The 23,336-nt window shown below is 33.4% G+C and carries 23 protein-coding genes; 9 read left to right on the top strand and 14 right to left on the bottom strand.

Going from position 1 to position 23,336, the window contains the following annotated elements:
- Positions 1–37: 37 nt before the first annotated feature.
- Both ISP08_RS03225 and ISP08_RS03220 read right to left on the bottom strand, forming a co-directional pair.
- Complete coding sequence (locus ISP08_RS03225; protein WP_229294190.1) at positions 38–964, bottom strand: LCP family protein; 927 nt, start codon at positions 962–964, stop codon at positions 38–40.
- A gap of 151 nt (positions 965–1,115) precedes the next feature.
- Entirely contained in the window at positions 1,116–1,910 is a 795-nt protein-coding gene (locus ISP08_RS03220) for an inositol monophosphatase family protein (protein ID WP_195719390.1), read from the bottom strand.
- Positions 1,911–2,306: 396 nt separating this feature from the next.
- Between ISP08_RS03220 and ISP08_RS03215 the strand changes: the two genes are divergently transcribed.
- On the top strand, positions 2,307–2,999 hold the full coding sequence (locus ISP08_RS03215) for a helix-turn-helix transcriptional regulator (protein ID WP_048793025.1): 693 nt from the start codon (positions 2,307–2,309) through the stop codon (positions 2,997–2,999).
- A 28-nt stretch (positions 3,000–3,027) separates the two neighbouring features.
- Here ISP08_RS03215 and ISP08_RS03210 read toward each other — a convergent pair whose 3' ends face one another.
- Positions 3,028–3,783 (bottom strand): CPBP family intramembrane glutamic endopeptidase, encoded by a 756-nt coding sequence (locus tag ISP08_RS03210; RefSeq protein WP_229294189.1) that lies wholly within the window; start codon positions 3,781–3,783, stop codon positions 3,028–3,030.
- Positions 3,784–4,260: 477 nt separating this feature from the next.
- Between ISP08_RS03210 and ISP08_RS03205 the strand changes: the two genes are divergently transcribed.
- Genes ISP08_RS03205 through ISP08_RS03190 form a run of 4 tightly spaced genes read left to right on the top strand, consistent with a single transcriptional unit; the run spans position 4,261 to position 8,536 of the window.
- Complete coding sequence (locus tag ISP08_RS03205) at positions 4,261–5,307, top strand: MupG family TIM beta-alpha barrel fold protein (protein WP_195719389.1); 1,047 nt, start codon at positions 4,261–4,263, stop codon at positions 5,305–5,307.
- 5 nt (positions 5,308–5,312) lie between these two features.
- Positions 5,313–6,197 (top strand): N-acetylmuramic acid 6-phosphate etherase, encoded by an 885-nt coding sequence (gene murQ / locus ISP08_RS03200; protein ID WP_195719388.1) that lies wholly within the window; start codon positions 5,313–5,315, stop codon positions 6,195–6,197.
- 21 nt (positions 6,198–6,218) lie between these two features.
- A complete protein-coding gene (locus ISP08_RS03195) occupies positions 6,219–7,658 on the top strand; it encodes a PTS transporter subunit EIIC (protein ID WP_195719387.1) in 1,440 nt (479 codons plus the stop codon).
- A gap of 2 nt (positions 7,659–7,660) precedes the next feature.
- Positions 7,661–8,536: a MurR/RpiR family transcriptional regulator gene (locus ISP08_RS03190; protein ID WP_195719386.1), complete on the top strand. Its 876-nt coding sequence runs from the start codon at positions 7,661–7,663 to the stop codon at positions 8,534–8,536.
- 101 nt (positions 8,537–8,637) lie between these two features.
- Here the strand turns inward: ISP08_RS03190 and ISP08_RS03185 are convergent, their stop codons facing one another.
- Positions 8,638–10,026: an amino acid permease gene (locus ISP08_RS03185; RefSeq protein WP_048793031.1), complete on the bottom strand. Its 1,389-nt coding sequence runs from the start codon at positions 10,024–10,026 to the stop codon at positions 8,638–8,640.
- 291 nt (positions 10,027–10,317) lie between these two features.
- Here ISP08_RS03185 and ISP08_RS03180 point away from each other — a divergent pair, with 291 nt between their 5' ends.
- On the top strand, positions 10,318–10,677 hold the full coding sequence (locus ISP08_RS03180) for a hypothetical protein (RefSeq protein ID WP_195719385.1): 360 nt from the start codon (positions 10,318–10,320) through the stop codon (positions 10,675–10,677).
- Entirely contained in the window at positions 10,674–10,859 is a 186-nt protein-coding gene (locus ISP08_RS03175) for a hypothetical protein (RefSeq protein WP_048793033.1), read from the top strand. The genes ISP08_RS03180 and ISP08_RS03175 overlap by 4 nt, the downstream gene beginning before the upstream one ends.
- Positions 10,860–10,922: 63 nt before the next feature.
- Here the strand turns inward: ISP08_RS03175 and ISP08_RS12890 are convergent, their stop codons facing one another.
- From ISP08_RS12890 to ISP08_RS03165, 3 genes are all read right to left on the bottom strand, one after another.
- Complete coding sequence (locus ISP08_RS12890) at positions 10,923–11,114, bottom strand: hypothetical protein (RefSeq protein ID WP_229294187.1); 192 nt, start codon at positions 11,112–11,114, stop codon at positions 10,923–10,925.
- 20 nt (positions 11,115–11,134) lie between these two features.
- A complete protein-coding gene (locus ISP08_RS03170; RefSeq protein ID WP_195719384.1) occupies positions 11,135–11,770 on the bottom strand; it encodes an HAD family hydrolase in 636 nt (211 codons plus the stop codon).
- Positions 11,771–11,891: 121 nt separating this feature from the next.
- Positions 11,892–12,806: a bile acid:sodium symporter family protein gene (locus tag ISP08_RS03165; RefSeq protein ID WP_048793035.1), complete on the bottom strand. Its 915-nt coding sequence runs from the start codon at positions 12,804–12,806 to the stop codon at positions 11,892–11,894.
- 252 nt (positions 12,807–13,058) lie between these two features.
- Here ISP08_RS03165 and ISP08_RS03160 point away from each other — a divergent pair, with 252 nt between their 5' ends.
- Positions 13,059–13,595 carry a hypothetical protein gene (locus tag ISP08_RS03160; protein WP_048793036.1) on the top strand — a complete coding sequence of 179 codons (537 nt, stop codon included), beginning with the start codon at positions 13,059–13,061 and terminating at the stop codon, positions 13,593–13,595.
- Between the two features lie 77 nt (positions 13,596–13,672).
- Here ISP08_RS03160 and ISP08_RS03155 read toward each other — a convergent pair whose 3' ends face one another.
- Positions 13,673–15,250: an alpha-glucoside-specific PTS transporter subunit IIBC gene (locus tag ISP08_RS03155; protein WP_048793037.1), complete on the bottom strand. Its 1,578-nt coding sequence runs from the start codon at positions 15,248–15,250 to the stop codon at positions 13,673–13,675.
- Between the two features lie 199 nt (positions 15,251–15,449).
- On the opposite strand from ISP08_RS03155, the gene ISP08_RS03150 reads away from it, so the two are divergent.
- Complete coding sequence (locus ISP08_RS03150; RefSeq protein ID WP_048793038.1) at positions 15,450–16,208, top strand: MurR/RpiR family transcriptional regulator; 759 nt, start codon at positions 15,450–15,452, stop codon at positions 16,206–16,208.
- Between the two features lie 57 nt (positions 16,209–16,265).
- Here the strand turns inward: ISP08_RS03150 and ISP08_RS03145 are convergent, their stop codons facing one another.
- From ISP08_RS03145 to ISP08_RS03120, 6 genes are all read right to left on the bottom strand, one after another.
- Positions 16,266–16,778 (bottom strand): SRPBCC family protein, encoded by a 513-nt coding sequence (locus ISP08_RS03145; protein ID WP_048793039.1) that lies wholly within the window; start codon positions 16,776–16,778, stop codon positions 16,266–16,268.
- Between the two features lie 114 nt (positions 16,779–16,892).
- Positions 16,893–18,206, bottom strand: coding sequence for a Na+/H+ antiporter NhaC family protein (locus ISP08_RS03140; protein ID WP_195719383.1), 1,314 nt, complete (start codon positions 18,204–18,206; stop codon positions 16,893–16,895).
- 253 nt (positions 18,207–18,459) lie between these two features.
- Positions 18,460–19,071, bottom strand: coding sequence for a flavin reductase family protein (locus ISP08_RS03135; RefSeq protein ID WP_048793041.1), 612 nt, complete (start codon positions 19,069–19,071; stop codon positions 18,460–18,462).
- Positions 19,072–19,976: 905 nt separating this feature from the next.
- Positions 19,977–20,858, bottom strand: coding sequence for an SDR family oxidoreductase (locus ISP08_RS03130; protein ID WP_195719343.1), 882 nt, complete (start codon positions 20,856–20,858; stop codon positions 19,977–19,979).
- Between the two features lie 77 nt (positions 20,859–20,935).
- Positions 20,936–22,060 carry an amidohydrolase gene (locus ISP08_RS03125; RefSeq protein ID WP_195719342.1) on the bottom strand — a complete coding sequence of 375 codons (1,125 nt, stop codon included), beginning with the start codon at positions 22,058–22,060 and terminating at the stop codon, positions 20,936–20,938.
- Entirely contained in the window at positions 22,060–23,235 is a 1,176-nt protein-coding gene (locus ISP08_RS03120; protein ID WP_244138709.1) for a SulP family inorganic anion transporter, read from the bottom strand. The genes ISP08_RS03125 and ISP08_RS03120 overlap by 1 nt, the downstream gene beginning before the upstream one ends.
- Between the last annotated feature and the right edge of the window lie 101 nt (positions 23,236–23,336).

The following is a 23,336-nucleotide window of genomic DNA, read 5'->3' as shown; positions in this document are numbered from 1 at the left end:
GTCTTTATTTCAATATTCAAACTGTGAAGTTGTGAGTTTATATACCCAGATTATTGTCTATAGCTGATTTAATACTATTTAATGAATCATCACTTGGCACGAAGTAATACAATCCATCATCTTGAATACCACCTTGGCCGTCTAATTGATGTCTATTTACAGTGTCATTTGCCTTATTGTATTTACTTCTAATTGTGTTAATATCGCCTATTGATAAGTCCGTTTTAACATTATCTTTGATATGATTCATTAAAGAATTGAAGTGCGTTACAGATTTAACGCTCGTTAATTTGTTTGCTAGAGCTTCCATAACAATCTGTTGTCTTTGTTGTCTACCGAAATCTCCGCCTGCACCACTTTCTTTTCTACTTCTGATAAATGCCATCGCCTGTTTACCATTTAGATGAACTTTTTGTCCTTTTTCAAAACTTTGACCATCATATGAGAAAGTACTATTACTTACAACTGTTACACCACCAAGTGTATCAATCATTTCTTTCATACCGTCCATGTCGATTGTTGCGTAATGGTCAATAGGAACATTTAATAACTTTTCTAAAGATTTAACAGCCATGGTAGGACCACCATATGCATATGCATGGTTGATTTTTTCCGTTGTTCCTCTACCTACTATTTTAGCTTGTGTATCACGGGGCACACTTACGATTTCAGAAGTTTTTTTCTTAGGATTCATAGATACAACCATAATTGAATCACTACGTTGACCACCGTTATTCGCTGCACGTTTAGCGTCTGAATCTACGCCAAAAAATGCGATTGTGAATGGGTCGCCATTTTTTAAACTCACATCGCTACTTCTTAGTGATGACTTGTTTCTATCTAAAGGATTATGTATTGCGTTTCCTACTGATAGTATTTTAAACCCAATATAAATTACTGCAATAACAGCTATTATTGCAAGTATGCCAATTATCCATAAAATAGCTTTTTTCGGCGCACTCATCTTTTTCTTTGTATAGTAATCTGAGCGGTTCACTCACATCACTCCTATTCTCTTATTCTATTTTTAATTACTTAACAAATATTATATATTAAACGTCATATAAAAACATAGTGCTTTAGACCTATATTTTAATTTATATAGAATTAATTAGTTAAAATTTTTCATAACCATTTCCACTATTTAATATATTCAAAATTTCTTCATGACAACCCTCGTTACTGATAATAAACGGCCCACTTGTAGCAAAATCAAGTTTATCATTACTTAACGTCGTCATTTTTAGTCCTAATTCTTGGGCAAATAAAAACTGCGCTGCAATATCCCAAGGTTTTGGATTTGTGTTAATATGCGCACCAAACTGACCATGTATAACCCTTACTGAATCTAAACCACATGAACCGATAAAACGGTAACTAAATGCCGCATCATACAACGCATTAATTGTGTCATTATTCATTACTTGTGAATTAAATGAAATAATTAAGTCTTTGAGTGGTTGTGGTTCAGGCTTTGGAATTAATGCCCCATTCGTATATGCGCCTTGTTCCTTTATTGCCTTATGTAAAGTTTGATTTGGATAATCATATATGTATGAAAGTGTCGGTATACCATCAACAAAATATCCTAAAATAATACAATAATCATATTGTTGTTTGACTAGATTAGTCGTTCCATCAATTGGATCCATTATCCAAACATGACCTTCTTTAGGTTGAACGTCATCGTTATTTTTTTCTTCTGCAAAAAGTTGATGTTGCGGATAGTTTTCGTTTAGAAATTGTTCGAAATGTTGTTGGATTGTTTTATCTACGTTTGTAACTAAATCAAATCTGTTTTGTTTCGTCGTAGTTTCCATTTCTGCAATTAGTTGTGGTATAACAGCATCTAATGTACTTAACCATTCTCTAATATGTTTATCTATTTGTAGTAAGTCTTCCTTTTCCATTATTACACCTCTCAATGCTTTTTTACCGTTGCATAATTTTCTTCATTCTACCATATATCCCCTTCATCAACTATCATACTTTTACCACCTTAATATAAAACAAAAAAACCGACTAGTTTAACTAGTCGGCATTAGAAAGGAAAGTAAGTAATAAATATTGAAGATGTTTGAATAGTAACTAAAGCAATTAAATATTCAACAAAACTATATGTATATAGCTACCCCTTTGTTTTTCTTTAATGCTATCCCCTTTGTTACTAATTAATATACTAACATATGTCGCACAATAATGTAAGCGTTTTCTAAAAATTTTTAATAAAACCTGTCAGAATATCGTCATCATCGTATTTATGCTATACTAAATGTAATATGTAATGATTTGGGAGGTGACTTTCTTTGAATAAACGCGAAAGACAAAATATGATTGTAAATGCAATTCATCATAATAAGCAGATAACCGCTGCTGAATTAGCTCACAATCTTAAAGTTTCCAAACGTACCATATTAAGGGATATACAAGAATTAGAAGATCAAGGCGTTAAAATTTTAGCTAAACATGGTAAGTTGGGTGGCTATCAATTACAAGAATCTCAGCATAATTACGCAATTGAGCTTACCGAAAGTCAGTTGTCCGCTCTATTTCTTGTGTTAAATGAAAGCCAATCAATTTCCACATTACCTTATAAAGAAGAAATATCCGCAATAATAAAAAAATGCTTAAATTTACCTTATAGCAAAATGAGAAAGACACTAAAACGATTAGATCGTTATATTAAATTTGAACAACATGAACATGTGGCATTACCTTCATTATTTTCAGACCTATTAATTTATTGTACTGAACGTAATGTGATGTCTATGGAATATTTTGATGAAGAACAATTATTTACAGAAAATGTTATTTTCATTGGCTTAATTTGTGAAAATGGACTTTGGAAAGCGGTCGTTTTCGAGATAGGGCTTGGTAGCACAAGTGAGATTCCTATCGCAAATATTCAAGATATAGCTTACTCATTTGAGAAAAAAATAAAAACCCAAGATATATCTATTAAAAACTATCGTGAATTTTTAAATCCAACTGAAGTCTAAACTCCAGTTGGATTTTTATTACTTATTATTACATTAAAATTGTAATGATAAATGCTAGTAAATTATTCAACATATGCAAGCTTACGCTTACCCCTAATTTTCTCCCAGATTTTAAATAAGCATAGACGATACCTATAGCAATAATGCAATAACTTCCAAATTCTAACGGTGATGCTGCATCTGTAACATGCATAAAACTAAATGCAATTACAGATATAATGCCCATTATTTTGAAGTTAAATTTTTTTCCTAATTCCCCTATTAAAAGATGTCTAAAAAATAATTCTTCAATAAATGGCCCCACGATTACAATAAGTATGAAGGTTATTGGTAAAAATACTGGGTTACTAAAAATGACTTGTAACGACAATTCATTTTGCGTTTCTGAAAAACCTAAGTCTCCGGGTAGATACTGAACGCCATAATTATATATGTATGAAAGCAAATATGTAATAACAAATACCTGCGCAATAAATTTCCAATCCCTTACTATATAATTAAAATTTGCATTAAATCTAGCTACAAAACTTTTCCTCTTTATGAACCAATAACAAAGTATAGTTGCCGTATAAGCTAGTAATTGTACAAATGCTCCTAGCATGACATGCTCACTTTTAGTTAAATCCTCAACCACAACACTTGCATATAATCGACCTAATAATATAAAAATAATCATCGTAACGAAAAGTATTGGAATTGCTAGAAAATCAATCTTATTTATTTTTGCTCTTGTATACTTCCCACTTCTCCGCATAGCTGTACCTCGCTCTATTCTACTTAACATATATATTTCATCTCATTGAATTCTCTTACTTGAAAGGAATGTTTATATTTAATGATACTACAACAATTAATAAAACTAGAACAGCAAATCAATAGCTTATTAAATGATATAGAACTTTTTAAATTTGCCTACATAACTAATAACAATAAACTTAATACTTATCAAAACAATGTAAACAACAATATTCACAAACTGTATAACGATTTAAAAGAACAACCCATTGTACACTGTTCTCTTCTGCATTATAAGTTTTTTAATTTTTTAACCGACTGTTATCATAACCCCATTGAACCTTTAGACAATGGTAATACAAAAGCATACATTGAAGACATTCAAAAAAGATTATTATTGTTACACGAAAGTATCGTCTTTATATTGAAATAATATTTCAATATAAATTGTTATTAATTACCAAATTGTAATACTATTTCATATATTGTATAATGTAATCGATTACATAAGGATGGAGGGATTACAATGCATGGGTTTTCTGTTTATTTAGGACAAGATAAAAATGAAAACTATATTCAAACAATGATTGATTTGAATTATGACACCATTTTCACATCGATGCAGATACCAGAAGAAAACGACACGACTAAAATACAATATTTAACGTCTCTTTTAACATTCTTACAACATACGAACGTAACTTATATCATAGATATAAACCCTAAATTACTTACAGAATCATTATATAATAGTCTGTCATTTCCAAAGGCGGATATCGTCATACGTATCGATGCAGAAACTTCTAAAGCAGTCGTAAATGATATTATCAAACACGGCTTCAAATGTTGTTTAAATGCAAGCACTGTCACTTACGATTTATTAAACGACTTATATCAGTCCGTAACGAACTTTGAACAGATATTGTTTTGCCATAATTACTATCCACGACCAGATACAGGACTTGATAGTAACAGTGTCACACATCAAAATAAGTTAATTTTATCATTTAACAAACATGCAATTATTTATGGTTTTATACCCGGAACTACAACAAGAGGACCATTGCATAAAGGTTTACCTACATTAGAAGAAGCACGTTACGGCAACCCAATTGTAAATGCTCACAACTTATTAGCAACTGGTATTAATAATGTTATCGTCGGAGATAGCGCTTTAAACGATCGCGAAGCATCTCTGTTAAGTGATTATTTACATAAGCAACATCTTACTTTTAATGTGACGTTATTTGATGAGCAATACAAACAAATTTTCCAACATCAACATACGTCTAGACCTGATAATCCAGCGACTAGTATTCGCTCACAAGAAGCAAGGTCATATTGTAACACCAGTATCGCTCCTTTAAATGCAATCGAAAGAAATATAGGTGACGTTACAATCGATAATCATTTGAACGGCAGATATGAGGGAGAATTACAAATGATGAAGTCTAACTTACCTAGTCACGAGCATGTCAATGTTGCGGGTCATATTGATGAAGATGAAATTGCTTTATTACATTGTATTAAAGGTAACTATACGTTTTCATTCAGCATAAATAAAGGGAGATGAATACAGTGAACCATTTATCTACAGAAAAAAGAAATGACGCTACACAAAACTTAGATGAAATGTCTATTCAAGAAGCACTTACAGTTATGAATCAAGAAGATCAAAAAGTAGCTTTATGTATTGAACAGTTATTACCACAACTTGCTGAAGTAGTTAACTTAACCACGCAACAATTTAATCAAGGTGGAAGAATTATTTATATGGGTGCTGGAACAAGTGGTCGTTTAGGCGTGCTTGATGCGGCAGAATGTGTACCTACATTCAATACTACGCCAGATGAAGTTATCGGACTTATCGCAGGGGGTCAAGCAGCGATGACTCAAGCAATTGAAGGCGCAGAAGATAGTGAAATCGGTGCACAAAATGACTTGAAAAACATTAATTTAACTTCATTAGATGTAGTTATCGGCATCGCTGCTAGTGGCAGAACGCCTTATGTTAAAGGCGGTTTAAAATATGCTGATTCTATTAACGCACACACCGTAGCGATAGCATGTAATACTCAGGCCGAAATTAGTAACTATGCACAATTTCCCATTGAAGTCGATGTTGGCCCTGAAGTACTTACAGGTTCAACACGATTAAAATCAGGCACCGCACAAAAATTAATTCTAAATATGATTTCTACCATCACAATGGTAGGTGCTGGCAAAGTTTACGGTAATCTTATGGTAGACGTGAAACCAACGAATAATAAGTTAAATGACCGAGCAATCAATATTATTCAAGAAATATGTAATATCGATGCGCAATTAGCAAAAAACCTCTATGACAAAGCACAACACAACTTAAAGGTAGCTGTCGTAATGTATTTATGTGATTTAGATGCCGCTGCAGCTGCAAACAAGTTAGAAAGCAATAATGGCATTATTAAAGAAGCTATCAAATAAATAATAAAGGTGGTTAGTCATATGTCAAAAGAACAAAAATTAGCCGATCAAATTATTTCTGCAGTCGGTGGCATGGACAATATAGACAATATTATCAATTGCATGACAAGAGTTCGTATTAAAGTTAACGATGAAAACGCCGTAGATTACGATACTTTAAAATCGATTGAAGGTGTACTTGGAGTCGTTAACGACGATCGTGTACAAGTAGTTGTAGGGCCAGGAACTGTTAATAAAGTTGCCAATCATATGGCAGAACAAAGTGGCGTAAAATTAGGCGATACAATCCCCCACCAACAACAAACTTATAGAGAAGCGGCAGAATCTAAAGCTGCTGAAAACAAATCAGAATTTCAAAGTAAGCAAAAGCGCGGTAAATTTAATAAATTATTAAAAACAATTGCTAATATATTTATTCCTTTAATACCTGCCTTTATCGGTGCCGGTTTAATTGGAGGTATTGGCGCTGTCTTAAGTAACTTAATGCAAGGTGGTCAAATATCAGGGGAATGGGTTACACAACTTGTGACGGTTTTTAACGTGATTAAAGACGGTATGTTGGCTTACTTAGCAATCTTTGCAGGTATTAACGCAGCAAAAGAGTTCGGTGCAACACCTGGATTGGGTGGCGTTATTGGTGGTACGACATTGTTAACAGGTTTAACCGATAAAAATGCGATTACGAATATATTTACTGGGGACCATTTACAAGCAGGTCAAGGTGGTATTATTGGTGTTATTTTTGCAGTTTGGTTGCTTAGTTTAGTTGAAAAAAGATTACATAAAATCGTACCAAACGCTATAGACATCATTATAACACCGACCTTAACACTCTTAGTCATCGGTTTAATGACTATATTTATCATCATGCCTTTAGCGGGATTTGTCTCAACTGGACTTGTCTCTGTTATAAACTGGGTTATCGGTATCGGGGGTATCTTTAGTGGCTTTATTATAGGTGCTTTTTTCTTACCATTGGTTATGTTAGGATTACATCATATATTTACCCCTATTCATATCGAAATGATAAACCAAACTGGCGCAACTTACTTGTTACCAATAGCGGCAATGGCAGGTGCGGGTCAAGTCGGTGCAGCTATTGCGTTATGGTTTAGATGTCGTAAAAATAAAACATTACGTGATACAATTAAAGGTGCTTTACCTATAGGTTTCTTAGGTATCGGTGAGCCACTGATTTACGGTGTGACTTTACCTCTAGGCAGACCATTCTTTACAGCTTGTATAGGTGGTGGCATTGGAGGCGCCGTTATTGGTGGTATCGGACATATAGGTGCTACTGCAATAGGACCGAGTGGTATATCTCTTTTACCGTTAATATCTGATCATATGTATTTAGGTTACATTGCAGGACTACTCGCAGCATATATAGGTGGCTTTGTATTCACTTATCTTTTCGGTACCAATAAAGCAATGCGAGAATCTGATCATTTAGGTGATTAAACATGAAAAATATACTTCATCAGATAGAGAGCAAGTATCAAGATTTCACAAAAAGTGAGAAAAAAATTGCTGACTTTATATTAAAGTCTCCGCATCTTATTATAAAAATGTCAGTACAAGATTTAGCAAAAGAAATAGATACGAGTACCGCTTCAATCGTTCGTTTCAGCAAAAAGATTACAAATCAAGGTTTCCAAGAGTTAAAAATTTATGTATCTCGTTATTTACCAGCAGATACGACAAAAAATAATTATATGGAAATTATTGATAATGAAGCTGTCGATACGTTAAAGAGTAAGATGTTAACCCGAGCTACAGACACAATGTCTTACACCGCTCAACAAATTGACAATGCTACGATTGATGAAGTATGTAATGTATTAAAACAGTCACGTACTATTTTTCTTTTTGGTTATGGTGCTTCTTCTATTATCGTTAATGATTTATTTCAAAAGTTATCTAGAATTGGTTTAAATGTACGTTTGATGGAAGAAACTCATTTATTCATGACTACACTAGCAACACATGACGCCAATGATTGTATTATTTTCGTGACAAATCAAGGTCATCATAGTGAAATGCAATCTATGGCAAAGGTAGCAAACGATTATCAAATACCTATCATTACGATAACAAGCACACATTCTAATCCAATAGCGAATATGTCGAATCATACCATCGCTTATGGTTCAACGGATGAAAATGAATTGCGCATGGCAGCTACGACTTCATTATTTGCCCAACTTTTCACAGTAGATGTACTATACTATCGTTATATATCACTACACTATCGTGAAGCGTTAGACTCTATTACGCAATCCAAAATGGCCTTAGATAATTATCATAAACATTTATCAAATATTAAATTTAAACATTAATAAAAACACTTCATAGTAGCCTAAGGCTTCGCTATGAAGTGTTTTTTTACCCGATAAAAAAATCGGACATATTCAAACTGAATTGAACATGCCCTTTGTTATTAAATTTGATCTTCTTTATTTAATTTATGATAGCCTTTTACGAAGTAGAAGATAGTCATAAATGCTAAGAATACAATACCGATAACTACGGATACTACAGTTTCTTTATTAAATAACATTCCAATAAGTACTAATAAGAAGAATAAAATAGTAACATAGCTAGCAAATTTACCACCTGGCATTGTGAATGGGTGACCTTCTGCTTTTTCAGGATGTAATTTTCTAAATCTTAAATGACTAATTAATATCATAAACCATGGCACCATACCAGGTAAAATCGATGCACTATATACATATACGAAGACGCTATCTGCACCTTTAATAAATAAAGGTAAGATTACGTTTAGTAAAGCACCAATTAAAATACCAATCGCAATAGCAATAACTGTATATGCTGGTACGCCATTTTTCATTACTTTTAAGAATACTTTAGGCATTTGCCCTTTTTGAGCTAAAGTGAAAGTCATTCTACTTGCACTAAATATACCTGAGTTACAGCCAGACATTGCCGCTGTTAACACTACAAAGTTAATTAATCCTGCAGCAAATGTGATACCTACTTTAGCAAAGGTTGCTGTGAATGGACTACCGATATTACCAAGTTCATCCCAAGGATAAACTGTAACAATAACGAAAATCGCACCTAAATAGAAAATTAAAATACGCCAAATGATACCATTAACTGCACTTTTTATATTTTTTTGAGGGTCTTTTGTTTCACCGGCTGATATACCGATAAGTTCAACCCCTTGATATGAACCAATAACAATTGATAATGCAAAGAAGAAGCCTAACCAACCATTTGGCATAAAGCCACCGTTTGACCATAAATTAGATAAACCAATTGCATGACCACCGTTGCCGAAGCCAAAGAATATTAAACCTAAACCTGCAACAATCATCAAGATAATTGTTACTACTTTAATCATAGCAAACCAGAATTCAAATTCACCAAATGCTTTTACAGAAACTAAGTTAGCTCCTAATAATAATAAAACAACGATAACTCCCGGAATCCATTGAGGTAAATGCGGGAACCAGAAATTCATATATTCACCGACGGCTATAACCTCACTCATACCGACGACAATCCACTGGAATATATTACTCCATGCTGTTAAGTACCCAGCAACTGGATGTATGTAGTCACTTGCAAAGTTAGCAAACGAGCCTGTTGTAGGATATAGATAAACCATCTCACCCATTGCTCGCATAACTAAGAATAAAAATAAACCTGCAATTAAATAAGCAAAGATAACTGAAGGTCCAGTCCATTTAATTGTACTCGTTGCCCCCATAAACAATCCGACACCGATAGTACCACCGAGTGCGATCATTCTAATTTGTCGAGCACTCAGCCCCCTATGTAATTCTGTTTCATCATTCATTTAATTCAAACCCCATCTCTCTTAAAAATAAACGAAAATTGTAAATGTTATATCTCGCTATTATACTATAAATTTTTAATTAAAAACACAGTTTTCAAAATGTAAGGGCTTTCATAACCCCTCATATATTCTATGATACTTTCACTAAAATTGCAAAAGGTATTTTTCTTTTTAATTAAAATTATTATGATGTCTAAAAATCGAACCCTTTATAATGCTATTGTTTTCTCATTATAATAAAATAAAACTATATGCTATAATTTCCTCTATATTTACAAAAAGGAGTTCATTATGAATAAAAATTTATTCAGCCGTACCGTTACCATAACTATAATTTTTGGCATCCTGTTTTTTATACTGAATTATTTCGGTCAACATGATAGAGACATTCCCGCTCTCGTAGGTAAGTCTATTTTAGCTGCACTTGTTTTAGGCGTACTATACTTCACCTTATTTGCGATGATGCACACGCCAGAACTTAAATTTAAATTTGGAACGACTATCCCAATTGCAATGCTTATTTGTGTTATTATTGGTGGTATTTTATCCACCTTAAAAATAGCGATTATTGCTGGTCTTGTTTTAGGAGTTATCGCAGGTTATATATGGGTATATATCGATAAACGTAAACAAGGAGGTGGCCCTAAATGACTATCTTCTTAGGTATAGTAATTATTATTTTATTATTAGTTAGTTTGATACCAAACATGAAAGCTGCTAAAAAAAGCAAACTTGCCGGTCAAAAAAGCACACGTTTTAATATTATGATTGGCGTCGATGCCCTATTACTTGTATTAGTAATAGCAACTTTAGTATTTCAATTTCTGAAATAACTTGTTAACACACGAAAAAACAGATGACTATCTTTTCAATTAGATAGCCATCTGTTTTTTTATTTAAAATTTACTGGATAAGAAAAAATGATACAGTAACCCAGCACAGATTAAATATATGATTGTACTCACTATAAATGATCTTACTTGGATTCTAAAAGGAATTTTTTTATTAAAAATTGGTCCAAGAATAAGATTGCCAATAGCTAAAATTATAGGTCCTGCTAAAAAGAATAATATTAAATTCATAGCCATATTAAGCACCTTTCATTTTGTTACGCTTCAAAATAGTTAGCAATTATATTTGCAGTACTAATATCTTTATTTAAATATGCCACATTTGCAAAATCTTGATTTTCAGTCATTTTATTCGTATTAACGATGACATCAAGACCTGCATTTATAGCAGCCGTTGCACCATTTACAGAATCTTCTAATGCCAGACAATTCACTGGATTATAATTTAAAGCCTGCACTGCCGTTAAGTATAGTTCTGGATTTGGTTTTACTTCTGCGACATCTTCCCTACCTACAACAACATCAATATAATCGTCTAATGCTAATTGTTTAAAAGCAGGTTCGATAGACGCTCTATAACTACTTGTCGCTATTGCCATTGGAATATGGCGTTGTTTTAAATACGCCATCAAATTTTTTATTTCTTCAAATATTGGTAAATCCTTACTCGTTTCATGGTGTTCAGTATATATTTCTTCTTTCAGTGCTTCTCCTAATTTATCCTCTAAATATTCGTGTAAATCGTTGGCAGCTCCACCAATTGAGCCCGTATAAAAGTCTAGCGATACAGGTTCATGGTTATGTTTGGTTAAATGCTTATTTATTATGTCATATAAATGTTTTTCTGTATCAATAATTGTGCCATCAAAATCGAATACTACTGCTTTATACATTTTTTATCCTCCAAACCATGTTGTCTATTATATATTCATTAATACACAGTTTATCACATAATATTTTTGTAAGTCATAAAGAAACTGAGATACGCTTATACGTACCTCAGTTACTAAGTTATTATTTTTTAGACCAATATCTTGCAAGTATAGGCCCTGTAATATTATGTACTAAGCTAAATACGGCTCCAGGAACTGCTGCTAAAGGATTGAAATGCACGGTTGCCAAAGAAACGGCTAAACCTGAATTTTGCATACCTACTTCAATTGAAACAGCTTTTTTATCTGCTCTTTCTAATTTTAATACTTTAGCCAAACCATAACCTAAAGCGTAACCTACTATATTATGTAGAATAACGACAGCGAATATTAATAAACCTGTTTGTAAAATTTGAGATTTGCTACCACCTACGACAGAGGCTAAAATCAATGAAATAGCAATGACAGAAACGATAGGTAATGCAGTTGCAGATTTAGCAGCAAAGTTTTTAAATACTTTTTGTAAAATAAAGCCAATGATAATTGGAATTAGCACGACTTGTACGACTGACCATAACATGCTTCCAAATGAAACATTTAACCATTGGTTAGCAAATAAGAAAATGAGCGCTGGTGTAACGATTGGTGCAAGTAACGTAGACACGCTCGTAATTGCGACAGAAAGTGCTACGTTAGCCTTTGCTAAATAACTCATCACGTTACTAGAAGTACCGCCTGGACAACATCCTACTAAAATAACCCCAATAGCAATTTCAGGTGGTAATTGAAAAACTTTAGCGATAACGAATGCCGTAACCGGCATAACTGTAAACTGTAAAATAACCCCAATAATAACTGAACGTGGCGCTTGAAATACTATTTTAAAGTCTTTCGGATCAATCGTTAACCCCATACCAATCATCACAATACCTAATAAATATGGCACATATTTACTTATTTGTGCCAATTCAGTTGGAAAAACAAATCCAATAATAGCTGCGACTAACATCCAAAACAAGAATGTGTTTGTTGCAAATCTACTTACTTTTGTTAACATCTCTCAACACTTCCCTTAATTATGTAATACAGAAAAATGTATCACACTTTAGTAATGAGCTCAATATATTTTCAGAAAATTCTAAAGAATTACTTAATTAATTTATAATTTTTCAAATTACTTTGAGTTCATCCCAAAGACCTAGTGCTATTACAAAAAAAGAGTGGTACAATTTAATAGAACTAGAAAAAATCTAACATTACCTACGACAATGTAATGCTAAAATTTATTATATAGAATGGGAGGACTCAGATGTTTATTGATAAAACTGAAACGTTTATTTTAAATATTGGTGGTTTAAATAAACGTAAAAACCGTAAACAACTCTTAAAATTATGTCGTCAAATTAACTTTTGTAGTGCTTTAAACTACACAATTACAAAATATAAGCATATTTATGCTTTAGAAATCACTCTACCGAAACAACAATTACCTTTCTTAATAAGTTTTTTAAGTTTTAATAATTATACTATTTATCAAGTAGTTAAATCTTCAAAAGCTCACACTCTTATTGATTCAGAACAATTACCAAGAGCATCTAAACGTTTTGAAATTTACATAGACGGTTTAAGCGATGCATTTATTAAAGATAAAATCATCGACATTATGAATATGCTTACTACATCTGAGTCTATCGCATATACAATGTCTAAAAATACACTTAATGTTAACTGCTCTGTCGCAACATTCGCTCAGCTTATCTTCCAATTAGCAACGAAGAATATCGATATATTCAATGCCGTATATTGCCCAAAAGTAGCTAGTATACGTAAAGAACATATATCATAATAACGATACGATAAAATAAAGCACGCATAAGACGTAATCATCTTATGCGTGCTTTTTAATGTTGTTCTATTAATTCTTTATTTATTATTTAATATCTCTTCAAATGCTTCTCTAACTTGTGGCACTGACATACCAACGATAACTTGTACATTTTTTCCACTTTTAACTAAACCGTGAGCCTGCTGATTGTGAATAAAGTAATCGTTGCCTTCAACCTTTTCAGGATCATTGACAGTCAGACGTAATCTTGTCGCACAATTTGTCACGTCTTTAATATTTTCAGCTCCACCTAAACCTTCTAAATAGTAGATAGCTTTATCTTCGTATTCGTTACCTGTTGAAGCAGTTGCTCCACCTTTACTTTCTTTATAGTCATTTTTACTGTAAAGCTTAACATTTTCTTCTTCCTTTTTACGTCCAGGTAAAGGTATATCGAATTTCAAAATTAAAAATCTGAATACTACAAAGTAAATACCTGTAAATATTAAGCCGATAATAATTTGTATAACATAGGTCATCCAATGGTTTTGTCCTAACGGAATCCAGTTAGTTGCAAAGAAATCAATTAATCCTCCGCCAAAGTTACCTACTAATCCAAATCCATACATTACAGTATCCATTGTTGCAGCTAATATCGCATGTATGACAAAAAGATATGGAGCAATAAATAGGAACGTAAATTCTAATGGTTCAGTGATACCTACCACTACTGCGGTAAGTGTCGCTGGTATTAATAGCGCCGCTACTTTTTTCTTGTTTTCTTTAGGCGTAGTTGAATACATCGCCAATGCTATACCAATAGCACCAAATACTTTCCCATTTCCTTGTAACATAAAGCCATAATGGAATTGGTCTTTTAATGGTTTTGTACTTTTAGCAAATTCATTTACATGTTTAAACCATTCAGCTTTCAAGCCATCATTGACTACTACTGGACCAACTTCAACTGGTGCGTATATAAAATGATGTAACCCTGTAGGTATGAGTACTCTTTCTAAGAAGTGATATAACCAAACACCTACATAACCAGATCCTATAATGAAACCTTGTAGTGACGAAATTGCATCTTGTACTGTTGGCCATACTATACATGTAATTAGCGCAATAGGTAACATGACAAAGAATGAAATAGTAACAACAAAGGTTAACCCTTGGAAAATACCTAACATCTCAGGTAATTTTTTACTATAATATTTATTATGTATCCAAGTTACAATACTTGAAATTATAATAGCGCCTAAAATATTAGTGTCCAATGTATCTATACCGGCAATAGATTTTAATCCAGTAACATTTTCTACACCTTTATTAAAGTTAGCGCCAAAAGTATGTGGCCATTGCGTTAATATGGCATTAATAAACGTATTGAACATTAAATATCCCATTAATGCTGCTAATGTTGCATGTCCCGATGCTTTCTTAGCTAGGGAAATTGGTAAGCCTACCACAAAAACTATTTCCATATGATTGAAAATAGTCCAACCACCTGATTCAATAACCGTCCAAACTTTAGTCCAAGCCGTACCACTATCTGCAATACTTCCCATAATAGCTGGATTTTTGAATAAAGTCGCAAATCCTAAAACTATCCCGAAGAAAGCAAACATAAGTACGGGTACAATCATAGCACTACCAAATCGTTTAATTGCATTCATATAGACACCCCAATACTATTTATAAAAATTGATTGTATAAAGCTTAACAGCTAATTTATTTTTCAATTTTTTTACTTAATCATATGTTATAGTAAACGCTTACATTTAAACAACAGTTTGACGTCATTTTGAAATGTTTTGTATAATCAGATTATATTTTCAAAAACCGAAAATATTTTCAAGTAAATGAGGTGCTCACTTGTTTTTAGACGAAAGATTAAATAAAAATTTCGATAAGCTTAACGATAATGATTTACATATCGCCCAATTTATTAATACACATATTCACGCATGTAAATCGATGAAAATACAAGAACTTGCTGCACATACGCATGCTTCTAATGCTTCTATACACCGATTCACTAAAAAATTAGGTTTTGATGGTTATAGTGATTTTAAATCTTACCTAAAATTTGAAACCGAACAAGTGCAACAACTTCCTTCAGATTCAATTGAAGGATTTCAGCAAGAAATTAAGAATACATTCGCTTATTTAGAACGTATTGACTATACGCTTATTACCGATAAATTACTAGAAGCAGATACAATTTATCTATATGGCACAGGATTAGCACAATTAAATGTCGCTCAAGAAGCTCAACGTGTGTTATTGACAATACACAAAAACATTATTGTTCTGCACGATGTACATGAATTAAAAATGATATTAAACAAGTCAACGCCTCAAGATTTATTCTTCATCATCTCTTTATCTGGCGAATCTTATCAAATACCGGAGATCACAAATGCTTTACAACTTAAGCAACAATATTTTATTTCAGTAACGACATTAAAAGACAACAACCTAGCGCAAAAAGCGAATTACAATGTTTATGTTTCTAGCAATACATTTTACCTTCATGATGGCACTGATTATTCAAGTTTCATTAGTTATCATATCTTTTTTGAAACAGTTGTAAGAAAGTTTAATGAGCGTATCGAATTTGGCACACTTTAAATTAAATTTAAGCAATAAAAAAGCTAGGATGAAAGACGACTTCATCCTAGCTTTTAATTAATTTGAACCATTTTCACGTTCATCTGCAACAACTTGTTGTAATTTATCGAACATCATTTCAAAACCATGGGCAGTGGAATCATGATATTCTTTTTTCTTTTGTTTATATTCTAAATTTGAAAGTCTTCTTTCTTTAGGTACTACCGCATTATAATTAAAAATCATTTGTGTAATACCTGCTTCTCTTTCAAAGATTTCTACTGTGACCTTATCTTCCGCGTCACTAATTTCAGGCATACCTATCGTCATAGCTATAAATTCGTTTTCTTCTAATGACTCAAATCGGCCTTGAACTTTGTTTTCTTTCCCTTTACGTATATCTATAATTTCATAAGAACCTTGTTCTTGCGCATCAATTTTAATAAGTTGATTTGTTCTTTCCGAAGTCATAAACCAACGTTTAAGTAATCTTTCGTCCGTCCATGCACGATATAAAAGCTCAGGAGAAGATTTAAATAACCTTTCTAGGTTTACATTAACGTTATCGTTTTCCACATTATATTTGGCCATATTCGTCACCTACTTTCCCTCTTATATTTATATTAACTTATTATTTGAATATGCTAAACAATTATTACTTTAATTACATAAATAATTATATAACCACTTGTGCATCTTTAGTTATTAATAAGCTGTGTTTTTTTGTTTCTTTTTATTTAAGTTTGGTAGTTTAAAGAATATAGCTATTAAACCACAAATACCTAATAGAACCGGATAAAAACTATAACCCATCAGTTCTACCGGTGATATTTTAGCTACACCAGCGGCCGCTATCAATTGAGGACTGTATGGCACGAATCCTTGGAAGCAACTCGCAAATATATCAAGTATACTAGCTGATTTTCTTGGATCAACATCAAACTCATCTGAAATATCTTTCGCGAGTGTTCCGGCCATAAGAATAGAAATTGTATTATTAGCTGTAGAGATGTCTGCGACACTTACCAAGCTAGCAATGCCAAATTCAGCACCTCTTTTAGATTTAACTTTGCTTCTAATAAAGTTCAGTAGCCAAGCGATACCACCGTAATATTCAATTAATGCGACTAGTCCGCCAATTAATAATGCAATCATAGCAATATCTTCCATACCCGTGATACCTTTAGAAATTGACTTCAATAGATGTGTCCAATTAAATGAGCCGTCAATCAAGCCTATAATCGCTGATAATACAGTACCACCAATAAGTACAAGTATTACATTGATACCGATAAGAGCTAAAATTAACACTACTAAATACGGAATTACTTTAATTATATTAAAATCATAATCTTTCGTGCTATCAACATGTATACCATGCGTCATAAACCACAAGACAATAATCGTTAAAATCGCCCCTGGTAATACAATTTTGAAATTAACTTTAAACTTATCACTCATTTTCGTCTTTTGGGTACGAACGGCCGCAATCGTTGTATCAGATATCATTGATAAATTATCACCAAACATAGCACCACCTACTACAGTAGCCATCGTTAATGCAGCAGAAACGTCTGTTGCTTGACTTAGGCCAAAACCAACTGGTGCAATTGCTGCAACTGTTCCTACAGAAGTACCCATAGAAATAGAAACAAACATACAAATGATAAACAATCCAACAATCAACAAGTTTTCTGGTATTAACGTTAACCCTAAATTAACTGTTGATTGGACACCGCCCATATCTTCAGTGGTTTGGGAGAACGCACCTGCCAAAATAAAGATAATCATCATTAATACAATATTTGAATGCCCTGCACCTTTTGTAAATACTTCCACTTTTTTCGTGAATGATTCTTTGCGATATAACAACAATCCATAAATTGAGGCAATGACTATAGCAACGTTAAGTGGCATTGTCGTAAAATCACCTGTAATTATGCCTATACCTAAAAACAGTAAGACGAATAGTAACAGTGGTGATAATGCCCATAAATTACCTTTTCGCTTCTCTTCCATATCCAACCTACTCCCTTAAAAATAAAAAACTCTTTTCTTAATAATGAAGAAAAGAGTGTATAGTTAGTCTGATTTACCTATAAATCACCAAGACAATACGAAAAATATTGCAATGGATATACAGTAATATTGCGAACACTTCGCTTCCTATATTTATAGGTAAATTAAATAAATTCGTATATACGTTACAATATTTACACTTATAAGTCAAATTGACATGCATAATAAACGTCTTGCAACTATTTAATCACTTTTATTCAGTCGGACGTTCAATCGTAAATTTGTCTCCTAGACGTGCGTAATCATTGCCAGATAACCTAGCAATAGGTTGTAAAGCCTCTGCGTTTATTTTACTATCTTCAAAATAAACCTGATCATCTATATGGAACATGACAACTTCGCCAATAATTAAATCTGACCCTTCAAGTTCATCTCCCAACTGTATAAGTCGATCAAGTTTACATTCCATACGTACTTTAGCATGTTTTACACTGGGTGCATCAACAACTGTAGAGTCTATTAATTCCATTTGAGTACGTTCAATCTCATTTTGCTCTCTTGCTATTGGTGCTGCTGTGCTATTCACGTCTTCGACATTGTCACTATCAGTAATGTGCACTACAAAGTTTTCTGTTTCTTCTATATTTAATGAAGTATCCTTACGTTGTCCATTATTTCTACCCGTTGAAATCATAATCATTGGAGGTGCACTATTAACGACATTAAAAAAACTAAAAGGCGCAGCATTTACATTACCAGAACTATCTTTCGTTGTTACAAAAGCAATAGGACGCGGAATCACACTACCACTTAACAGTTTATAATTTTGTCTTTTTGATAAATCTTTCGGATTCAACCGCTTCATTTTAATCCCCCTTAACATAAAGGGAGTGAGACAGAAATCTATTTGATTTCGTTGTCTCACCCCGGCAAAGATAACTAGAATTGAAAAAAGCAGTTTGTGCGCATTTTCAATTCAGTTAGCCACTGCCTTTCCTTGTTTTGAGGCTATGCTTTTAAGCATAGCTTAACTTCTATTAATGACTCTTTTGAGCCGACAGAAATCTATTTGATTTCGTTGTCTCACACCGGCACAGATAACTAGAATTGAAAAAAGCAGTTTGTGCGCATTTTCAATTCAGTTAGCCACTGCCTTTCCTTGTTTTGAGGCTATGCTTTTAAGCATAGCTTAACTTCTATTAATGACTCTTTTGAGCCGACAGAAATCTATTGATTTCGTTGTCTCACCCCGGCACAGATAACTAGAATTGAAAAAAGTTGTGCGCATTTTCAATTCAGTTAGCCACTGCCTTTCCTTTTTTTTGAGGCTATGCTTTTAAGCATGGCTTAACTTCTATTAGTGACTCTTTTGAGCTGACAGAAATCTATTTGATTTCGTTGTCTCACCCCGGCAAAGATAACTAGAATTGAAAAAAGCAGTTTGTGCGCATTTTCAATTCAGTTAGCCACTGCCTTTCCTTCTTTGAGTCTATGCTTTTAAGCATAGCTTAACTTCTATTAGTGACTCTTTTGAGCTGACAGAAATCTATTGATTTCGTTGTCTCACCCCGGCACAGATAACTAGAATTGAAAAAAGTTGTGCGCATTTTCAATTCAGTTAGCCACTGCCTTTCCTTTTTTTTGAGGCTATGCTTTTAAGCATGGCTTAACTTCTATTAGTGACTCTTTTGAGCTGACAGAAATCTATTGATTTCGTTGTCTCACCCCGGCAAAGATAACTAGAATTGAAAAACTACTGTGCTATGATTTTTAATCTAACTGTGTACCACCTGTAACTCCGTAAACTTGACCAGTTGTGTAACTAGACTCTTCGGCTGCTAAGTGTACGTAAGTACCAGCAAGTTCCACTGGCTGTCCAGCTCTACCTAACACTTCCTTTTGTCCAAAGTGAGGTATTTTTTCTTGAGGTTGACCACCAGAAATTTGTAATGGTGACCAGAATGGTCCTGGTGCAACACAGTTCACTCTAATACCTTGAGCGCCTAGTTCTTCTGATAAGCTTTTAGTTAAAGAAATAATTGCTGCTTTAGTCGCTGCATAATCGTGTAAAATCGGGCTAGGATTATAACCTTGTACTGATGACGTTGTTGTAATCGTTGCGCCTGGATTTAAATAATCTATCGCTTTTTGAACTAACCAAAATATTGGATAGACGTTAGTTTCAAAAGTTTCGGTAAATGAAGCTGTATCGAAACCTTTTATATTTTCTCGATATTGTTGATGTCCTGCGACGATTGTTACATTATCTAAGCCACCAAGTTGTTTTTGTGCTTGTTCAACTAAATCATAGTTAAACTGTTCATTTCTTAAATCACCAGGAATCAAGACAGCCTTTCTACCAGCTTGTTCAATTACTTGTTTAACTTGTTGCGCATCTTCTTCTTCAGCCGGTAAATAATTAATAGCTACGTCCGCACCTTCTTTAGCATAAGCGATAGCCGCAGCACGACCTATAGCGGAATCTCCGCCAGTTACTAACATTTTGTAATCTAATAATCTATCATGACCTGTATATGATGTTTCCCCACAATCGGGTTGAGGATTTAATTTGCTCTGTAACCCTGGGATTGGTTGCTCTTGTTTTGGAAAATCTGCATTTGAATATTTACTTCTAGGATCAGTATTTGCCATTATCAAAACTCCTTTAAATCAAGTTATGATAATAAATACCCAAGAAGCACCACCTGTTACACATTATTAATCATAAATTATGACTCATCGAATAATTTATTTACAAAAGTAACAAAATAATCTGGTACTGTTTCTAAGATACGCTCGTCTGGATCGAATTTTGGATGATGTAAGTCATATTCACTATTTGAACCAATAAAAGCAAAAACACTAGGGTAATGCGTTGCATACCCAGAGAAGTCTTCACCGATAGTTAATGGTTCATCCATGATCGATACGTCATAACCAACTGCTTTCGCCACTTCTACTGCGTCGTTTGTTAGTTTTGTATCGTTATGAACGGCAGAAGTAACTCGATGATAAAGTGTTTCAATTTCTAAATCAAAAGCTTGAGCTAAACCATCGCCAATTTGCTTCATTCTATCTTCAATTTTTTGACGCACTGTTTGGTCGAATGAACGTACCGTACCTTGCACATAGGCTTCATCGGCAATTACATTCCAAGTATTACCTGATGACACTTCACCGATAGTAACAACTGCATTATCAAAGGCCGCTAAATTTCGACTTACGATTGATTGTATACTATTAATAAGCTGGCCTAGCACGATAACTGTATCATTACCTTGTTCTGGTTTTGCCGCATGTGCACCTTTACCTTTAATCTTAAATTCAAAACGGTCTACGGAAGACGTCACTGGTCCAGATTTAACCATAAATTCACCAATATTTAACGTAGGGAAATTATGGTATCCTAATACCGCTTTAACGCCTTCTAAGGCGCCTGTATCGACAATACTTAACGCACCAAAGCCAACTTCTTCCGCAGCTTGAAATAACAATCTCACTCTACCTTTTAAATTGGCTTCATTTTCTTTAAGTTTAGTCGCAACAGCTAATATGCTTGCCATATGAATATCATGTCCACACGCATGCATTGCACCATCGTTAGATGACTTAAAATCATGATCAACTTGTTCAGTGATTGGTAAAGCATCAATATCAGATCTCACTGCTACAAATTCATCACCTTGACCTACCTCTGCTATTAATCCTGTCTCTAACGGAAGATCAAGCACTTTAATATCGTAAGAAGTTAAAATTTCTTTTAGTTTTTTTGTCGTTTCATATTCATTTTTAGACACTTCAGGATATTGATGAAAATGTCTTCTCCATTGAACGTAATCTTCAAAATGAGACATTACGTATCACTTCCTTTATTTTTAAATGTATTATTTATAGTGTAGTAAAATATAGTGCCAAATAAAACACCGTAAGCAAGATTATTGCTTGCTAATATAATAATCATCGTTGCTATGATGACAGTCCCATTTTTAAGTGGTGCTGCTTGGATATATGATTTTGTTCTTCTATCAAAAGTAGTTAACGAAATAGTTATAAGTACCGTGGCTAATACTGCCATTGGAATCTTGCCAATAATATTACTAAATGCAAATAGGCTAACAAATAAAAAAACACCTGTTACAAATGTAGTAATTCTAGAAGTTACACCCATAGACACGACAAACCGTGATTGCCCAACTAAACCACTACCTCCAATACCACTAACTGCACTTGTAATAATTGTTGCAATGCCTTGACCTATGGATTCTCTATTTTTGTTACTTGTTGAATGAGTAAGTTCGTCTATTAAGCGTGCTGTAAGCGTAGTTTGAACTGTAGCAACTATTGCCATCATTAAACCATAAAAAATAATTACGCCTACGCTATGTATAGTTAAAATGTCTAATGGAAGGTATAGCTTAGGCATCATAATATGTATGGTTGTTAAGTCTGCGACGTATTTAATGTCCGGCTTAAAGTACCAAGCACATAAGGTTAAAACGATGATTGCAACCAAAGGAGACGGTAGTATTCTAGTAAATTTAGGTACGACCCAAATAATGATAAATGAAATCATAACAAACACATATGTCATGATTGAAACATGAAAGACGTTAGATAGTTGAGAAGTAAATAACAAAATACCTAATGCATTCATAAATCCAATAACTACAGTGTTGGGTATTAGATCTAGTACTTTATTTATATGGCATAACCCAAAAATTATTTGAATAATTCCCATAGCGAGTGTGGCTAATATTAAATATTTTAGACCATGGTGCGCTACTATTGGCGCAGCAACTAATGACACCCCACTACTAGGCGCCGTTACCATTAACGTGCGGTTACCTGTAATACTAATGATCATCATAATAAAACTGGTACTTAATAGTCCCATAGCCGGACTAACCCCAGCAATAAAAGAAAATGCGATAGCTCCAGGTAAAAGTGCCAAAGCTAAAAGGATACCTATGATAATGTCATTACTATAATATTTTGCTTGCCACTGCCTTAAATACTCAAGACTACTCACAAGCACCCCTCCCTATTAACCCCATTAACTCTATCGTATCACAATTTTCTGAATTTTTAAGACGTCTAAAATTAAAATAAAAAATAGGCCTTGAATAAGGC

Source organism: Staphylococcus lloydii (assembly GCF_015775975.1).
In the GTDB taxonomy this organism is placed as follows: domain Bacteria; phylum Bacillota; class Bacilli; order Staphylococcales; family Staphylococcaceae; genus Staphylococcus; species Staphylococcus lloydii.
The sequence above is the reverse complement of the archived record's forward strand: the minus strand, read 5'-3'. Positions and strand labels throughout refer to the sequence as shown.

Excerpts from the sequence above, each read along its gene's own strand:
- ISP08_RS03225 (WP_229294190.1), bottom strand. The coding sequence starts at position 964 with ATGAGTGCGCCGAAAAAAGCTATTTTATGGATAATTGGCATACTTGCA.
- ISP08_RS03220 (WP_195719390.1), bottom strand. The coding sequence starts at position 1,910 with ATGGAAAAGGAAGACTTACTACAAATAGATAAACATATTAGAGAATGG.
- ISP08_RS03210 (WP_229294189.1), bottom strand. The coding sequence starts at position 3,783 with ATGTTAAGTAGAATAGAGCGAGGTACAGCTATGCGGAGAAGTGGGAAG.
- ISP08_RS03205 (WP_195719389.1), top strand. The coding sequence starts at position 4,261 with ATGCATGGGTTTTCTGTTTATTTAGGACAAGATAAAAATGAAAACTAT.
- ISP08_RS03195 (WP_195719387.1), top strand. The coding sequence starts at position 6,219 with ATGTCAAAAGAACAAAAATTAGCCGATCAAATTATTTCTGCAGTCGGT.
- ISP08_RS03190 (WP_195719386.1), top strand. The coding sequence starts at position 7,661 with ATGAAAAATATACTTCATCAGATAGAGAGCAAGTATCAAGATTTCACA.
- ISP08_RS03185 (WP_048793031.1), bottom strand. The coding sequence starts at position 10,026 with ATGAATGATGAAACAGAATTACATAGGGGGCTGAGTGCTCGACAAATT.
- ISP08_RS03180 (WP_195719385.1), top strand. The coding sequence starts at position 10,318 with ATGAATAAAAATTTATTCAGCCGTACCGTTACCATAACTATAATTTTT.
- ISP08_RS03175 (WP_048793033.1), top strand. The coding sequence starts at position 10,674 with ATGACTATCTTCTTAGGTATAGTAATTATTATTTTATTATTAGTTAGT.
- ISP08_RS12890 (WP_229294187.1), bottom strand. The coding sequence starts at position 11,114 with ATGGCTATGAATTTAATATTATTCTTTTTAGCAGGACCTATAATTTTA.
- ISP08_RS03170 (WP_195719384.1), bottom strand. The coding sequence starts at position 11,770 with ATGTATAAAGCAGTAGTATTCGATTTTGATGGCACAATTATTGATACA.
- ISP08_RS03165 (WP_048793035.1), bottom strand. The coding sequence starts at position 12,806 with ATGTTAACAAAAGTAAGTAGATTTGCAACAAACACATTCTTGTTTTGG.
- ISP08_RS03160 (WP_048793036.1), top strand. The coding sequence starts at position 13,059 with ATGTTTATTGATAAAACTGAAACGTTTATTTTAAATATTGGTGGTTTA.
- ISP08_RS03155 (WP_048793037.1), bottom strand. The coding sequence starts at position 15,250 with ATGAATGCAATTAAACGATTTGGTAGTGCTATGATTGTACCCGTACTT.
- ISP08_RS03145 (WP_048793039.1), bottom strand. The coding sequence starts at position 16,778 with ATGGCCAAATATAATGTGGAAAACGATAACGTTAATGTAAACCTAGAA.
- ISP08_RS03140 (WP_195719383.1), bottom strand. The coding sequence starts at position 18,206 with ATGGAAGAGAAGCGAAAAGGTAATTTATGGGCATTATCACCACTGTTA.
- ISP08_RS03135 (WP_048793041.1), bottom strand. The coding sequence starts at position 19,071 with ATGAAGCGGTTGAATCCGAAAGATTTATCAAAAAGACAAAATTATAAA.
- ISP08_RS03130 (WP_195719343.1), bottom strand. The coding sequence starts at position 20,858 with ATGGCAAATACTGATCCTAGAAGTAAATATTCAAATGCAGATTTTCCA.
- ISP08_RS03125 (WP_195719342.1), bottom strand. The coding sequence starts at position 22,060 with ATGTCTCATTTTGAAGATTACGTTCAATGGAGAAGACATTTTCATCAA.